Raw genomic sequence first — 16,181 nt, 5'->3', positions numbered from 1 at the left:
AAAAACGAAGCAACGGGGGCTTAGTTTGCTATTGCCAAAAAGGCCTGTTCTAAGTCACTTAGATTTTCAGGGTAGAAGCTACCAAGTCCTTTGCCTGCCTCTCTTCTCTCGTGAAAGACAAGCGAGTAATCCCACCCTCTGCCTGCTTTCCAATGTGGCTTAACTGAAACAATCGGTCCCAGAGTCTTTCCTGGTTAATCACATCGTACCCCCCTGTCACATGGGACATGTCTATCTCTTGCAGAATTTACTTGCTTGTTTTTTCCCCGTCTTCTTTCATTTGAAAGCGAAAATGACAGGTTCCCTCACGCAAGATATATTGGTCATGTACCACTTCAAAATTTGGATTGAATCCTCGTGCAATCGCCGGATCAATCATGTGACAATAGAGAATTCCATACTCTTCCATTCCGTCTTTTTTCCATTGTTCAGCAAATGCGCATTTTGTGAACGTTTGTTCGATTTCTTTCGGATGATAGATGGTTTCGTATTCAAAAAGCTCGCTTCGTCCCATATCATAGTTTGGCAGATAGTTTTCTATTTCATTTGGTTCACCGACTGCTGCTGCACGTCGGGCAATATCGCGTCCGCGTTCTTCCCCGAACGTGCGAACCCCTTCCATTACTGCTTCACGTCCTTCATCGCCAAAACGATCAACTACCGCTTTGGAAACATGAGCAAACAGTTTTGCCATGATCGCATACATCGATACCGGTTCCAATCGTTCTTTTTCTTCTTTGACGTCATGACTCATTTGAATACCCCTCTCTTTAGTGAATTCCTAAATAAATTTTTTGAATCATATCGTTGTTCCGCAATTCCTCAACCAACCCATGAGCAACCATTTCACCTGTTTCCAGCACATACCCACGGTGAGAAACGGAGAGAGCCATTTTGGCGTTTTGCTCCACTAATAGAATCGTGGTCCCTTCTTCGTTGATCTTTTTAATAATCTTAAAAATTTCCTTAACCAGGATCGGAGCCAGGCCCATCGAAGGTTCGTCCAGCAGAAGGAGCTTTGGTCTGGACATGAGAGCGCGACCAATCGCCAACATTTGTTGTTCGCCTCCGCTTAGAGTCCCGGCAAGCTGGTTCTTCCGCTCCTCAAGACGTGGAAAATATCGAAATACTTCCTGTATGTCATGTTGAATGCCATCCTTGTCTTTGCGAATGAATGCCCCCAAGCGCAAATTTTCAAGTACGGTCAATTCAGTAAAAACGCCACGTCCTTCCGGGACATGGGAGATTCCCATCTCTACAATTTTATGTGGATCCACTTTTGTAATATCGATCCCGTCGAAAAAAATGCTCCCTTCGTTTGGCTTTACAATCCCCGAGATACCGCGAAGCGTAGTACTCTTCCCGGAACCGTTCGTTCCAATCAAACTCACGACTTCGCCTTTTTTTATATTCATGTTAAGATTTTTCACTGCAGGTATCATTCCGTAGTGAATGGACAACCCTTTTATTTCCAACATATCCCTTTTCTCCCGCTCTGCCGTTATGTTGCCAATTCCTCTCCAAGGTAAGCCCTGATTACGTTGGGGTCATTCTGCACTTCCGCTCCGGACCCTTCGGCTATTTTTTCCCCGTGATCCAAGACTACGACGCGATCCGCGATACTCATGACCAAACGGATATCGTGTTCAATCAAAACGATCTCAATTTGAAACAATTGAGATATATGGCGGATCAGGTTCACCAAGTTTTGCTTCTCTGTGGAGTTCATGCCAGCAGCAGGTTCGTCTAGCAGCAACAATTGGCATTTGGTAACCAATGCTCGGGCAATTTCCAATAGGCGTTGCTCACCGTATGGCAAGTTTTTGGCATATTCGTTACTCTTTTTTTCAAGCCCAATGATCTTGAGTATTTCCCTACTCTCTTCCACGATTTTCGCGCGCTTTTCGTAAACCTTTTTCGAAGGAAAGAGGGACTCCCAGAGTCTTTCGGAGTTACAATCCCGATGAGCAACCAAGACATTCTCCAATACCGTCAAATTTTTAATCAGGCGAATGTTTTGGAAGGTTCTTGCAATGCCCATCTTTACTCGATCAGATGCTTTTACCTGGTTTATCTTTTTTTGTTGATAGAAGATGCTTCCTGAAGTGGGAGCATAAATTCCTGTGAGCAAATTAAACAATGTGGTCTTTCCGGCTCCATTCGGGCCAATCAGTGCAACGATTTCGCCTTTGTTTACATGAAAGTCGACTTGTTTTACCGCTGACAGACCTCCAAATTGAACGGATACTCCCTCTAGTTTTAACACCGGTTCCACGTCTCGGATCACCTCCTTGCCATACCATACATGTTGCGGTGTCGACGATTTTCTCCCCAAAATCCCGACGGTTTAAAAACCATCATGAGGACGATGGCTAGCCCGAGCAGCATCATGCGATAATCACTAACAAAGCGAAGCAGTTCCGGGGTGATCGTTAATATTGTGGCGCCTAGAATGGAGCCGGCAACCGTCCCCATTCCCCCTAAAATCACCATGGAGAGGATGGTTACAGAATCGAGATACTGAAACGTATCCGGGCTGATAAACGAAATGTAGGATGCCCAAAATGCTCCGGCAATTCCGGCAAAGAAAGCCCCGATTGTAAATGCCAGCAATTTCAGTTTCGCTGGACGTAATCCCATTGATTCCGCCGCAATCTCATCTTCGCGGACAACCAAAAGGCTTAACCCGATCCCGGAATGAACGATTCGATGAATAGCAAAGACTGTGATGACTACCAGAACCAAAATCAAGTAGTAATAATCCAGCTTTTGATGAAAGCTGTAACCAAACAATTCGGGAGAAGGAATCCCCGGAATTCCCATCGGACCTTTGGTGACATCGACCCAGTTTACAAAAATCAAGCGGACAATTTCACCAAAGCCCAAAGTAACAATTCCCAGGTAATCTCCCTTTAAGCGCATAACGGGACTGCCCAACAAGAGACCGAACCCCCCCGTGACGATCGCCGATATGGGCAATGCCAACCAAAAAGAAATTCCATAATTAACCATAAGAATAGAGGCAACGTACGCTCCTATTCCGTAAAAAGCTGCGTGTCCCAGCGCGAACTGTCCTGCGTAACCAACGATCACGTTAAGACTGAGCGTCAAAATGATATAGACACCGATCGTAATCACGATATGAACAAGATAATCATTGAATGATTGCAACCACAAGGGCAGTAGCAACAAAAAGACGGCAACCAACAGTTTTGCAATACTTGTTATTTTCACTGCTACCACCTACACTTTGTTGATCTCTTTCTTTCCGAGAATTCCCCTTGGTCTGATCATTAACACAAGAACAAGAATACTGAATGCAATGATGTCCTGATAACTGGAGGAAATATACGCAACGCCCAGGTTTTCGGTGATTCCAAGGATAATGCCGCCCAACAGAGCGCCTGGAATGCTTCCGATTCCCCCAAGAACTGCGGCCGTAAAAGCCTTTAGCCCTGCGGTATATCCCATCGTTGGGTACACGGCGTCATAATAGATGCTAACCATGATACCGGCACATGCGGCGAGAGCAGAGCCAATGGCAAACGTCAGCATGATCATCTTGTTGGTATCAATTCCCATCAGAGTGGCATTTGTAATGCTCTGAGAAGTGGCGCGAATTCCCGTTCCGATACGAGTATGGTGAACGAACAGATGCAGTCCGATCATTAAAGCGACGGATAAAATCAAAATAAAAATCTGTATGGAAGAGATCGTGACTCCCCCAAAGTTGAACGTTTTCCCTTCAAAAGCTTTGGGAAACGAGTGAGTTTCGGTGCCCCACACTTTTTGGGCAAAACTGGTCAAAAAAATCGAGACACCTACCGCACTAATTAATGGTACGATCCGGTCACTCATGCGAAGAGGCCGATAGGCAAAGCGCTCTATGATAATCCCAAGGACTGCGGTGACGACGGCTGCGCAAATCAAAGAGACAAAAAATGGAAGTTGGACGTTGCGAACGAAAAACAACCCGAAAAAACTCCCCATCATCAATATGTCGCCATGGGCAAAATTGACGATTTTAAGGATGCCATACACCATCGTATAGCCAAGTGCGATTAGCGCATAGATCAGTCCAATCGTAATTCCATTCACAAGCTGTTGTGATAACACAGAATTCCCCCCCCTTGGTAAATAACTTCGGGTAAGAGGGGAAATGCCTGTCTCTTACCCGAAGGCTTCTTACTGCTTATACGGTTGGAATTTCCCATCCTTCACAACAAGTCTCTCTGGTTCTTTAAGGACATCCCCGTTTGGATCAAAGTCATGGACGCCAGTAGCGCCTTTGTATCCTTTCAAAGTCGTGAGGTATTCTTTAATCGTTTCACGATTTGCCCCTTTTTGCTTGATGGCTTCCAAGACAATGGTAGTGGCATCAAATGTGTAAGCGGCATACGTTCCAGGTTCCTCGTTGTAAACTTTTTTATAAGCTTCTACAAATTCTTTGGTCTTCTCGTTTTGGCTGTTCGGGTTAAAGAAGCCGGGCAGCATTACTCCTTCAACGGCATCCCCGCCCAGTTTAATCAAAGCGTCAGAATATAAGGAATCGACTCCGATGAAACGAACATCCAGACCAAGTTGTTTTGATTGTTTGGCGATCAAAGCAGCTTCATTGTACAAGCCGCCAATGAACAGAAGTTCCGGCTGCTTTTCTTTGATCTTGGTCAAGATGGATGCAAAGTCTTTTGTTTGGCCGGCAACATAAGCTTCGTTTGCAACGATCTCAATGCCGTTTTCTTTTGCAGCTTTGCTGTACACATCGGACAAGCCTAAGCCAAAATCCGTTTGTTCATAAATAATGGCTGCTTTCTTGAAGCCTTCTTCTTTTGTCCAATCGGCGACATATTGTGCTTGAAAGGCATCTGTTGTAATCACACGAAAAGTATATTCCCCCGCATCGGTAACCTTCGGAGAACTGGAAGATGGTGATATCTCTACCATCTTGTTCTTGTTGTATATGGGAGCAGCGGCCAAGGTAGCCGAACTGTTAAAATGTCCGACGACCGCAAGAATCGACTTGTCGGATGCGAATTTATTTGCTGTATTTGCTGCCTCCTTGGGATCTCCCTTGTCATCTTGGATATCCAACTCTACCTTTTTTCCATTGATTCCGCCTGCATCATTCACCAGTTTGACTGCAAGTTCGGCTCCTTTTTTGAATTGTTCACCATATTCAGCCGAAGATCCTGAAAGAGGAGCGGCTAACCCTATTTTTACTGATTCGTTGTTACTTGAACCTGTCGTTGATGACCCTCCATTTCCACAACCAGTCACCAAGGCCGTCATCAAAGAGAAGACGGCAAATCCTTGCATAAACTTTCTCATGGTTTTCCTCCCCTAAGATGTTCGCTACGTCATTTCTTTCTCGAGAAAAGTGTATAAACCCATTTACTTACTCGGAATAAAATGAATTCTAACACTTTATAATTTTCATTTCAATATTTTTTACACCTTGGCGAAGTCCGCTGATGCAAAAAAAAAATACTAACGATAAACAATGCATCGTTAGTACCAAATTCCATCCATACGGGATATGAAATACACCCCCCTTTCGTGTCCTCCCTTACTGCAAATGCTTCTGCAATCGACGGCTAACCGTGGCAGGGCTCACTCCCAGGATTTTTGCGACCTTGGCAGCCGTTCCGTACTTTTTCAAGGCAAGCGATATGAGTTGGCTTTCGACTTCTTCCACGGCTTCCTTAAGCGGCATGATCTCTTGAACCATCGGTTTTTTCTCTGTGATTTGCACGTCAGACCGATACAATTTTTCCCACACATCCTGGGCCGTAATACTGTCTCCTCTAATCGTCACCACGAGCCTCTCTATGACGTTGTGCAGCTCACGCACATTCCCCGGCCACGCATATCCTTCCAATATGTCCAAAGCCTCTCTGGTAATGGTTTTATTCAGTTTGTACATGTGATTGAAATGCTGTAAGAAGTGGATCGTCAGGGGAACAATATCCAACGTTCGCTTTCGCAGTGGAGGGATTTCAATCGGGATCACATGAAGCCGATAATACAAGTCCTCACGGAACTTGTGCTGACTGACAAGCTCACGAATATTCCGATTGGTTGCGGCTATGACACGGATGTCAACGGGTGTGGTTCGTACACCTCCGACCCGCATGATTTCTTTTTCCTGCAGGACCCGAAGAAGTTTGACCTGCATGTTGTACTGCAGCTCGGTTACTTCATCCAGAAAAATGGTGCCTTTATGAGCCAATTCAAAAAGTCCCGGTTTCCCTTTTTGATCCGCTCCCGTAAAGGCTCCTTTTTCATAGCCAAAAAATTCGCTTTCCATCAGGTTTTCAGGAATGGCACCACAGTTCACGCGGATAAAGGGCTCGTTTTTTCGCAGGCTAAAGTCATGAAGGGTCTGAGCAAATACTTCCTTTCCCACCCCGGACTCTCCCATGAAGAGGACGGTTGAATCTACCTTGGCAACATATTTCAGCTCATCAACCAAACGCTCCATGATGGTTGAACGATAGATCAATTTATTGGAAGCATCCTTTTTGTTGATCTTTTCACCCGGTTCAACCTTGGATTCTTCCGTTTTTCGCAGATCATAGACGGATCTTCCCAGCTGTTCACGCAGAGTAAAGAGATGCACCATTCCCATGATCTTCTCATTCTCGAACAGCGGAGAAAAATGGCCGCAAATCGGTTTTACATGAAGCGAGCTGTTTACACTGATGAGATGCTTTCCGGTCAACACCTCTTCCAAATCATGCTCCATGTCCAGCATGGTCCTGTAGTTTTGATACAGCATCGTATGTTTTGGAACGCCTGCGATGCGCTCTGCAGCTTCATTCATAAACGTGATAGAAAAGTCAGAGTCTGTGGTAATCAGACCGATACCAGACGTATTCAAAATGTCGTTGAGTTTTTGCAACTTGTACTTGCTAAGCTGGGATTTCGCTTCCTTGGTTGTCGTAAAACCTGCAATCGTGCCATCCTCTTCCAGAGCAAGAACGACGGTGATATTGTGAAAAAAAGAAATGGGGGTATGGGCGGGTACTTGTATGAAATCTGTTTTGTAATCAATCGGATGATGGAGGTCCTGAACATGCTTGATCTGTTGCAAGAGCGAGTGGCGGTCCAGATAGCCAACGATTCTCCTCTCAGGATCCTTGACCCATAATAATGCAAAGTCACTTTCTACGAAGGAAGTCAATGCCTCCAGTAAGGTGCTTCCCTTTGGCAAGTAAACAGACACCGGTTGCAATATGTCTTTCCATACGAGCAAGGTCCCTCCCTCCTTCGGCGAACGAAATCAATTTTTAATTTTCTAACAATTTTATTTTACCATAATTTATCTGATTTGGAAAAGCACACTGTCCTTAGAAAACTCGGCGACCTCCGCGCTTCTGGCGATGGCGGAGCCGTAGTTGCGACGCACAGGATGTGCTAGTGTCGTCGATGCCTCAGGACGAGGTGTTATCGTCGACCACTTATGCAGATAGGTACAATTTTATAAATTCCTATCTGCTAAGAAAACCCACCCGGCATTAGCTAACGCTTCGCCGGGCGGGGCCCCGAACACTTTTCTAGCGGCTGTATGGGATGTCCAAATTTATAAATTCTTATACACCAAAGAAAAGCTGACCGCTCTCACAACGGTCAGCTTTCTTTCTATCTTCCCCTGCTTTTTACAACAAATTTCAGATTTTCTGAACCGGCGCCACCGTAATTCCCGCCGACTGGAAAGCTGCATGGATCGCCTTCGTCAATTCGACCGCTCCCGGTGTGTCTCCATGAATACATATCGTATCCGCGCGCACCACAGCATCCCGGCCATCCGGTGTACGAACCTTTCCTTCCCTTACCATGCGTACGACCCGCTCTGCCATTTCATGAACATTCGCAATCGTAGGACCAGACCTGGTAAGGACAATAGAGCCATCTTCCGTGTGTTCCCGATCGGCGTATACCTCTCTTGCCACCGGGATCCCCATTTGTTGTCCAACAGCCTCAACTGCCGACCCATTTAAGGCAAATACGATCATCTTTTCCGATATCATCGCCAAACCTTCCAATATCACGCGAGCAATCTTTTCATCCGACATTGCCATCATATACAAGGCACCATGAGGTTTACAATGCTGCAGCTCCATCTGATAGGCTTTGGCAAACTCCCGCAAGGCTCCGGTTTGATACAGGATATAATCTCTAATCTCTTCCGGCGTACAGGTCATGAATCTTCGCCCGAAGCCCATCATGTCCGGGAATCCAGGATGGGCGCCGATACGAACGCCATGCTCTTTTGCAAGCTGGACTGTTCGACGCATCACATGAGGGTCCCCTGCGTGAAAGCCGCAGGCGATGTTGGCAGAAGAGATGAGTTTCATCATTTCTTCATCATTTCCCATTTGATAGAGTCCGAAGCTTTCTCCCATATCGCAATTAATATCGACTCTCATGGTTCCTCCCTGCCCATCATTTTTTCAGCATGATGATCTCTTGGCCGGCATCGACGAGCTCTTCATTATTTGCTAGAAACTGATCGACAATCCCATCTTCTTCTGCCTTGATCTCGTAAAAATTTTTCATGACTTCAATTAACCCGACCACATCACCCGCGTGAATAGAGTCGCCCTCTTGTACATATTCCGGCATTTCAGGGCTTGGTCTGCGATAAAAGATCCCCGGCAGCGGGGAGTGAATTGCTTTTTTCTCAGCCATTTCCTGCTCCTCCTTCATCCTCCATGTTTTAGATGGCCTCAGCGATCCTACTCAGTCTTTGCTGCACTTCTCGTCTGGCTTGCAGGGCATCATTCAGCGTAACCGGGACAAAACGTACTTTTTCATTGGTCTTAATTTGCGCCATGCGATCCAGGTCTGAGCTGATCACGGTTGCAATCGTTGCATACCCGCCTCCTGTAACGGCATCATGAAGGAGCACGATCGGTTCCACCCCGTCCGGAACTTGGATTGAGCCGATTGGATAACCCAGATCCGTGACGTTGGACGGATTGCTTCCTGCGCCAAAGGGCTGTTCACGCTCGACAAACTGCAACCGTTCCCCCCTGTGGCGATACCCGATCCGATTGGCCTCCGGGGTAACTGTCCATTCCGTTCCAAGGAATGTCTGTTTACTTTCCTCCGTCAATCTATAGCTGCACAGCCCCACCACGACCCGAATCTCATGCGTTTTGCTGTACGTTGGAACCAAGCTGGTGTCTATCCGGGTTCCGACTGGTACGTTTTTTTCCTTCATGTCCGCGAGGGGGAGAACATCTCCTTCTGTTAACGCCCTTCCCTGGTAACCTCCGATTCCAATCAGGGTGTAGGTAGAGCGGGAATTCATCACGAGAGGCACGTCAATGCCGCCCTCCACCGCCAGATAGACCCTGGCTCCAAGCTGTACGAAATCAAATGAAAGTTGGTCCCCTTCCTGAACCTCAAGTGTTGTCCACATCGGCACTGCCTGACCGTTGATCCGCGGCGGGATCTGCCCTCCTGTCAGACTGATCCGCATCCTTCTGCCAAACTGAAGCACCGGCCCAAGATAGGTAATCTCCAGTGCAGCGGCATTCGGATGATTGCCGACCAGGAGATTGGCTGCGGTAAAGGCATACTTGTCCATGGCACCTGAAGGAGGCATGCCGATTTCGTAATATCCGATACGGCCCCTGTCCTGAACGGTCGTCTGCAAGCCCGGTTTAATCACCTTAATCATGGTACAACCTCCTTAGTGCCTTCTCCGCAAAGGATTCCAGGTCCGCCAAGACCTCTCCGGGTGTAAAATGAATTTCTTTTTTATGATAGACAAAACTTCCATTCTCCACCTGCTCCCGGATCTCATCGTATTCATCAGACGAGATACTGCGGTAACGGAATATGTCCCCCTGCTGCGGGAAAACAATGGATTGCTGAAAATCCGGCAGTGTCTGCTCCTTTTGGTAAATCGGTGCAGGTGCAATTCCATAGAGCTGATATCCGCCTGCTCCTTGTACAGGATAAATGACCGCAAACGCGCCGCCAAAACCGAACGCGCGCTCCGGCGTATACGTGCGGGGACGAACATATTTTGGAACCTCAATCTGTTTGGTGCGGGGCACCATTTGGAAACACCAGGGCAATCCGGGAACGAATCCGATCATCGACACGAGAAACGGAGCGCTTGTCATCGCTTCGATAAAGTCTTCCTTACTGGAATACCCGTTGATTTTCGCGGAATATTCCAGGTCCGTCGAGTCAGGTGCCTGATGACGATCACGAAAACGCATCAAGGCCTCATGAGTCCATGGATCATCGAAATACACAGGCACATCAACCAGACGGGACGTGATCACGATGTCGTCCAGTCCCTGAACGGAGTTTTCAATGTGCTGAAGCTCCTTGAGCAACACATCCGCCGATAGCACATCAGGGTCGAAGCGCACCATATAGGAGGCATTAGAAGGACAGATATCGAGAATCCCTTCCATCTCTTTTTCCTTCAGCTTGCGCGTAATGGCCATTCCTTTGAAGTTGGCTTCCAGACTCATTTCTTCGGAAAGCTGCACAAAAATAAATTCATCTCCGCCGTACTCGTATCGTGTCTGTAAATGGCTCACTTCCTTCACCTCCATCAGCATGCGAAAACCCGTTTTTCTTCAAATCCTCATAGATTTGAGGCGTATCGATATCGAGAACAATCCCTTCATCTTCCACAGCGATCCGAATTTGATGATTCATGGTTCGGATAATCGGCTTCATCCCCTGATCACCGTCCAGTCTATCGTACAGCCCTTTCTGAACATTTCCAAAAAAGACAGGATGCCCCGGTTTTTCTCGAAAGACAGGCTGTACGACAAAAGGGCTCGGTACAGTCTCAAGCAGGTCTTTTCCTGAATGCAAAATGGTTTTGACCGTCTCCTCCTTCCACAGGGGAAGATCTCCCGGAAATACCATGACAGCCGCTTGCTGATCGACTGCCCGATCGAGGCCGAGTCTCACCGAAGTGCTCTGCCCGGATAAATACGATTCATTGCGTACCCACTGAAAACGCGGATCGCGAATCCGGATGAGATCTTGAATCCGTTCAGCATCATGGCCGATTATCGCGAAAACATGGCTGAAGTCATAAAGTAATACGCGATGGACGACGTGCTCCAGCAGATAGCTGCCATTCCAATCCAACAGTTGCTTACTTTTGCCCATTCTGGTCGACATGCCTGCTGCGAGGATGCATGCGCATACCGGCTTCATCCACTGTGACTCCGAAGCAACGGTTGTTTTGACAATCCTTGATGGATGCTTCCTCTCTCCCGCAAAAAGCCTCCGTCATGTTGGTTTCGAACTGCCAGGATTTCTGCCATGATGCTGAGGGCGATCTCCTCCGGGGAGTCGGCGCCGATGTCCAGCCCGATAGGATTGTACAAGCGGGCTAACTGGTCATCAGTAAACAATATTCCCTCCGCTAGAATCGCATTCATGATCCGATCCTGACGTTTTCGCGGTCCCAACATGCCCACATATGGAGCTCTCGAACATAAAGCCAGCTTGAGTGCCTCCTTGTCCCGTTCCAAATGATGGTTCATGATCACTACATACGTTCGGCGCCCGATTTGGAGTTGCTCTGCCAGCCCACAGGTTGGATCAAGCAGAACGTGTTTTGCTCCGGGAAAACGATCCTCTGTGTTATACGCCTGGCGCGGATCGACGAGCGTAGCGGAAAATCCGAGTGATTGGCTTATTCTGGCAAGCGGCAATGCATCATGCCCTGCGCCAAAGATCATCAGTTCAACCGGTGGCACATAGGCATCCAGGAAAACGCATTGGGTACTTCCATGTACCGCCCGGGCCATTGATTTTGGATGCTGGGCCGTAAACAAATCACGGGACCACTCAATGGCTTGTCGATTCCAGCGATGATCGCCAAGATGTCCAATAGGTTGACCTTCCTCAGGAATAAACAACCTTCCCGGTGGTGTATCATATACGTCGGACTCTTGATTGATCATCGTGCAGAGAATCCCGGCACGACCTTCCTTAATCGCTGACATCCAGCTATGAAAAACATCGCCTTCCAGCACTCGTCCCGGCAAAGGCTCAATATAAATGTCGACCGTGCCCGGACAACCAAGTCCAAGCCCCCAAACCAGTTCTTCATCCATCACATATCGTTTTCGCACCGGTTTCCCCGTATGGATCACATGACTGGCTACCTCTGCCACATCTGCTTCCAGACACCCCCCGGAGATCATTCCTGCCGTGTTCCCCTCTTCATCAATGAACATCTTGGCTCCTTCACGTCGATAAGCGGAGCCGATAACCCCTACGACAGTGGCAAGTGCGCCTCTTCTATAAGTCTGTTGAGCTAGCTCGATCGCTCTTACGATATCAACCTGTTCCCGCATCCACTCACCTCCATTAGGTAGGAAAAGGACCCATTCTTTCCCCAAGAGTGGGTCCTGTATGTGGTGTTATCTGATTAGAGCAGGATTTCTTTTAATGCTTTTTCGGTATAGACGCTGCAGATATGACGGCGATATTCCTCCGATGCGAATAGATCGCTTCCGATCTGCCCATCATCCGCAGCGCAGGCAGCAGCTTCTCTAATTCGGTCTGGGGTAAGGATCTGCCCGAGCAGTTTTTCCTCCACGCTTCTTGCCCGATATGCAGTGTCCCCGACCCCGTTGATTCCGATGCGAATATAGGAGACACGCCCGTCCGGACCTTTTGCGGCAATGGCACAAATGCCAACAACCGCATATCCGGAAGCGGGATGAGCATATTTCAGATAAATGCTCTTTGCATCAACGGGAGGGATGAGAAACGAAACGGATGTCAGGACACTTGTTTCCGGCAGTGCCGTAACAAGCGGTCCTAAAAAGAATCCGTCTGCCTCGATCAGCTCGGCTCCGTCCTCTCCATGTATTTCCAGCATGGCGTCAAGGGCAAGCGCTACACCAGGGAGATCTGCTGCAGGATCTGCGTGGGCAAGATTTCCTCCAATGGTTCCGCGATTGCGCACTTGTATGTCTCCAATCTGCCGTGCAGCCTCTGCGAGGACGGGAATATGCTCCTGCACAAGGGGATCACTCAACACCTGCCGATGAGTAGTTAACGCTCCCACTACCAAGCGATTCCCCTCTTTCCGAACGCCGCGCAGCTCGGAAAGATGGCCGATATCGATCAATGTTCCTGGCGTTGTCAAACGGAATTTCATGAGCGGAACCAAGCTATGGCCGCCGGCGAGCAATTTCCCTTCCCCATTGCTTGCTTGCAATAGATGGATTGCTTCGTCCACGGATTGCGCCCGTACGTATGAAAATGTGCTTGGAATCATCCGTTATCCCTCCCGCTACGAATGGCCCGCCATACCTTTTCGGGCGTGAGGGGCATATCAAGATCTTTGACACCAAACGGTTTCAATGCATCCATAACGGCATTCACGACAGCCGGCGGAGCGGCAGTGGTCCCTGTTTCTCCAATTCCCTTGGCCCCCAGCGGGTTGACAGGCGAGAGGGTTTCCGTAAATGCGGTTTCAATGGTGGGAAAGAATCGCGCTTTCGGCATGGTGTAATCCATAAACGTGCCCGACAGCAGCTGCCCATTTTCGTTATAGACGGCCTCTTCCCACAGGGCCTGACCGACTCCCTGTGCGATGCCGCCATGCACCTGCCCTTCGGCAAGCAGCGGATTAATGACACGTCCCACATCGTCAACTGCCACATATCGCTTCAACATGACTTCCCCTGTCTCTGCTTCAACCTCAACGACACAGATATGAGTGCCAAACGGATAGACGAAGTTGGGCGGATCGAAGAACGATTGTCCCTCCAGTGACGGCTCGACACCTGCAGGCAAATTCCACGCAAAGTTGGCTGACCTGGCGATTTCCTGGAAGGTCCTGCGTCTTTCCAAATCTCCTTTTACGTGAAAGACGCCAGAGACGAACTCCACTTCATCGACGGTCGTTTCCAATTCATGTGCGGCTATTTTTTGCGCTTTTTCAATCACTCGATCAGTGGCAAGAGACACGGCGGCACCGCCAACAGCCGTAGCCCGCGAGCCGTATGTACCCCAGCCCATCGAAACGATTTGTGTGTCCCCATGCACGACTTCGATGTCATCAATCGGAATTCCCAGTTTATCCGCTACCACTTGGGAAAAAGAAGTGACCGTTCCTTGGCCGTGAGGTGAAGTTCCCGTAAAGACGGTTACTTTTCCGCTTGGATGTACTCGGACCGTGCTGTTTTCCCATACCCCTCCCTGGAACCCGATCGCCCCAGCCACGGCAGACGGTCCGAATCCGCACAACTCCACATAGCTGGAAAAACCGATGCCGATCAGCCGTCCTTGTTTTCTCAGCTCTTCCTGTTCTTTTCGAAAAGCCTGGTAATCCAGCATTTCCAATGCTTTGTCAAGCGTCAAATGGTAATCACCGCTGTCGTACGATACTCCCATGGCACTGCCATAAGGGAATGACTCCTTCGGCACAAAGTTTTTTCGGCGAACCTCCACAGGGTCCATCCCGATTTCATTTGCAAACAGATCGACGGCGCGCTCGATTTGGAAGGTTGCTTCCGGCTTCCCCGCCCCACGATAGGCATCTGTCGGGGTGGTATTGGTGTACACTCCGTAGGTGACAACTGATGCCTGAGGAATTGCATACGCTCCGGTGACCATCAGACCGAAGTCAATCGTGGGGCACCCTGCTCCAAACGTCGACAAGTACGCTCCGAGGTTCGCGGTATTCTTGACCCGAAGCGCTGTCATCGTACCATCTTTATTGCCAGCCAGTTCCACTTCGATTACCTCATCACGAGCGTGGGTGGTCGCCATAAAATGCTCTTTTCGCTCTTCCACCCATTTCACCGGTTGCTTCAATTCTCGGGCTGCGCAGGCAATGACTGCTTCTTCGGAATAGGTGGCAATTTTTGAGCCGAATCCCCCGCCAACATCAGGCGCGATGATTCGGAGCTTGGATTCCGGGATCCCTAACACATCGGCATAGATCATTCGATGAATATGCGGATTCTGTGAGGTGCACCAGATCGTCATCTCCTCGCTGCCGGGATTATACTGGGCGACAGCGCCACGTGTTTCCATCGGATTGGGAATGACTCGTTGATTATAAAGGCGCTGTTTGACGACTACTTCTGCATTTGAAAATACCTCATCCGGTATTTCCCCAGCTTTCCATAACAAGGCGAGATTGTTCGGTACGTCGTCATGCAGCAGGGGAGCCCCCTCTTTAAGGGCAGCTTCTTGATGAACAACCGCAGGCAGCACGTCATATTCCACCTCGATTGCATCAAGAGCGTCTCTGGCTGCATAACGATCCACAGCCACGACAAGCGCGACGGCTTCGCCCGCATAGCGGACCTTGTCGATTGCCAATGCCGGTCGATCTTTCGGCTTCAAATCGCAGCCCGGCAAAAACCACATAGCTGGAACCGCTTTCATTTTTCCCGTTAACTCTTTACCCGTGAATACAGCTACCACTCCGGGCCATTGTCGAGCTCTGCTCACATCCAATCGCTTTAGTACGGCATGGGCATGCGGGCTGCGTAAAAATGCCGCATGCAGCATACCGGGGAGCTTGATATCATCGGTGAAGCAGCCGTTACCTGTAATCAGGCGCGGGTCTTCCTTTCGTTTGACAGGACTTCCAATCAGGCTGGCCATTGTTACCGTCCCTCCCCTACCTTCAACGCATCGGCATCCGACGCTTTCTCTTCAGCAGCTTCCGCCATAACTTGAGCCGCATGTTTGACTGCGTCTACGATGAACTGGTATCCCGTACAGCGGCAAATCACACCTTCAAGGGCATCGCGGATTTCTTCGTCGGAAGGGTTTGGATTCTCGTTCAGCAATGCAATGGATGCGATCATTACGCCAGGCGTGCAAAAACCGCACTGCAAGCCATGCTTTTCCCAAAAGCTTTGCTGGATGGGATGCAGATCTCCTACTTCTCCAATTCCTTCGACAGTGGTGATAGCGCTGCCATCTGCTTGCACCGCCAATACCGTGCAGGATTTCACTGCTTCCCCGTTCAACAACACGGTACAGGCACCGCATTGACTGGTATCACATCCAATATGTGTCCCCGTCAGATTCAGTTCGTCACGCAGACAATGGACCAACAGCATTCGTGGTTCGATCTGAATGCTCCTGTCAGTGCCGTTGATCGTCATAGACACATTCACTTTATTCGTCATCGTCACACCTCCTAAAAT

16 protein-coding genes and 1 pseudogene are annotated in these 16,181 nt (G+C 48.8%); all 17 read right to left on the bottom strand.

Features of this window, described 5'->3' with window-relative positions; translation table 11 throughout:
• Nucleotides 1-64: 64 nt before the first annotated feature.
• A pseudogene (locus ACE99V_RS06800) lies at nucleotides 65-202 on the bottom strand (Zn-dependent hydrolase); the annotation flags it as partial.
• Nucleotides 203-247: 45 nt separating this feature from the next.
• Nucleotides 248-754, bottom strand: a complete 507-nt coding sequence (locus tag ACE99V_RS06795) for an L-2-amino-thiazoline-4-carboxylic acid hydrolase (protein ID WP_420998377.1) — start codon at nucleotides 752-754, stop codon at nucleotides 248-250.
• 16 nt (nucleotides 755-770) lie between these two features.
• The gene (locus tag ACE99V_RS06790) at nucleotides 771-1,478 is read right to left on the bottom strand and encodes an ABC transporter ATP-binding protein (protein WP_400490305.1); all 708 of its coding nucleotides are present in this window, start codon (nucleotides 1,476-1,478) and stop codon (nucleotides 771-773) included.
• A gap of 23 nt (nucleotides 1,479-1,501) precedes the next feature.
• On the bottom strand, nucleotides 1,502-2,275 hold the full coding sequence (locus ACE99V_RS06785) for an ABC transporter ATP-binding protein (RefSeq protein WP_400490304.1): 774 nt from the start codon (nucleotides 2,273-2,275) through the stop codon (nucleotides 1,502-1,504).
• Nucleotides 2,276-2,283: 8 nt separating this feature from the next.
• Nucleotides 2,284-3,234 (bottom strand): branched-chain amino acid ABC transporter permease, encoded by a 951-nt coding sequence (locus tag ACE99V_RS06780; protein WP_400490303.1) that lies wholly within the window; start codon nucleotides 3,232-3,234, stop codon nucleotides 2,284-2,286.
• A gap of 9 nt (nucleotides 3,235-3,243) precedes the next feature.
• The gene (locus ACE99V_RS06775) at nucleotides 3,244-4,116 is read right to left on the bottom strand and encodes a branched-chain amino acid ABC transporter permease (protein WP_400490302.1); all 873 of its coding nucleotides are present in this window, start codon (nucleotides 4,114-4,116) and stop codon (nucleotides 3,244-3,246) included.
• A 69-nt stretch (nucleotides 4,117-4,185) separates the two neighbouring features.
• The gene (locus ACE99V_RS06770; RefSeq protein ID WP_400490301.1) at nucleotides 4,186-5,328 is read right to left on the bottom strand and encodes an ABC transporter substrate-binding protein; all 1,143 of its coding nucleotides are present in this window, start codon (nucleotides 5,326-5,328) and stop codon (nucleotides 4,186-4,188) included.
• Nucleotides 5,329-5,566: 238 nt separating this feature from the next.
• Complete coding sequence (locus ACE99V_RS06765; RefSeq protein ID WP_400490300.1) at nucleotides 5,567-7,255, bottom strand: sigma-54 interaction domain-containing protein; 1,689 nt, start codon at nucleotides 7,253-7,255, stop codon at nucleotides 5,567-5,569.
• A 415-nt stretch (nucleotides 7,256-7,670) separates the two neighbouring features.
• Nucleotides 7,671-8,429: a LamB/YcsF family protein gene (locus ACE99V_RS06760; protein WP_400490299.1), complete on the bottom strand. Its 759-nt coding sequence runs from the start codon at nucleotides 8,427-8,429 to the stop codon at nucleotides 7,671-7,673.
• 16 nt (nucleotides 8,430-8,445) lie between these two features.
• Entirely contained in the window at nucleotides 8,446-8,691 is a 246-nt protein-coding gene (locus ACE99V_RS06755) for an acetyl-CoA carboxylase (RefSeq protein ID WP_400490298.1), read from the bottom strand.
• Nucleotides 8,692-8,719: 28 nt separating this feature from the next.
• Nucleotides 8,720-9,688: a 5-oxoprolinase subunit C family protein gene (locus ACE99V_RS06750; RefSeq protein ID WP_400490297.1), complete on the bottom strand. Its 969-nt coding sequence runs from the start codon at nucleotides 9,686-9,688 to the stop codon at nucleotides 8,720-8,722.
• Nucleotides 9,681-10,568 carry a 5-oxoprolinase subunit B family protein gene (locus ACE99V_RS06745; RefSeq protein ID WP_400490296.1) on the bottom strand — a complete coding sequence of 296 codons (888 nt, stop codon included), beginning with the start codon at nucleotides 10,566-10,568 and terminating at the stop codon, nucleotides 9,681-9,683. Before ACE99V_RS06745 ends, ACE99V_RS06750 begins: the two co-directional genes overlap by 8 nt.
• Nucleotides 10,528-11,202, bottom strand: a complete 675-nt coding sequence (locus ACE99V_RS06740; RefSeq protein WP_400490295.1) for a nucleotidyltransferase family protein — start codon at nucleotides 11,200-11,202, stop codon at nucleotides 10,528-10,530. The genes ACE99V_RS06745 and ACE99V_RS06740 overlap by 41 nt, the downstream gene beginning before the upstream one ends.
• On the bottom strand, nucleotides 11,199-12,353 hold the full coding sequence (locus ACE99V_RS06735; RefSeq protein WP_400490294.1) for an XdhC family protein: 1,155 nt from the start codon (nucleotides 12,351-12,353) through the stop codon (nucleotides 11,199-11,201). The genes ACE99V_RS06740 and ACE99V_RS06735 overlap by 4 nt, the downstream gene beginning before the upstream one ends.
• 74 nt (nucleotides 12,354-12,427) lie before the next feature.
• Nucleotides 12,428-13,285: an FAD binding domain-containing protein gene (locus ACE99V_RS06730; RefSeq protein ID WP_400490293.1), complete on the bottom strand. Its 858-nt coding sequence runs from the start codon at nucleotides 13,283-13,285 to the stop codon at nucleotides 12,428-12,430.
• Nucleotides 13,282-15,630, bottom strand: coding sequence for a xanthine dehydrogenase family protein molybdopterin-binding subunit (locus tag ACE99V_RS06725; protein ID WP_400490292.1), 2,349 nt, complete (start codon nucleotides 15,628-15,630; stop codon nucleotides 13,282-13,284). The genes ACE99V_RS06730 and ACE99V_RS06725 overlap by 4 nt, the downstream gene beginning before the upstream one ends.
• Before the next feature lie 2 nt (nucleotides 15,631-15,632).
• Nucleotides 15,633-16,163: a (2Fe-2S)-binding protein gene (locus ACE99V_RS06720; protein ID WP_400490291.1), complete on the bottom strand. Its 531-nt coding sequence runs from the start codon at nucleotides 16,161-16,163 to the stop codon at nucleotides 15,633-15,635.
• Between the last annotated feature and the right edge of the window lie 18 nt (nucleotides 16,164-16,181).

It is taken from the genome of Brevibacillus soli (genome assembly GCF_044759095.2).
Taxonomy (GTDB): Bacteria; Bacillota; Bacilli; order Brevibacillales; family Brevibacillaceae; genus JBIYSM02.
The sequence above is the reverse complement of the archived record's forward strand: the minus strand, read 5'-3'. Positions and strand labels throughout refer to the sequence as shown.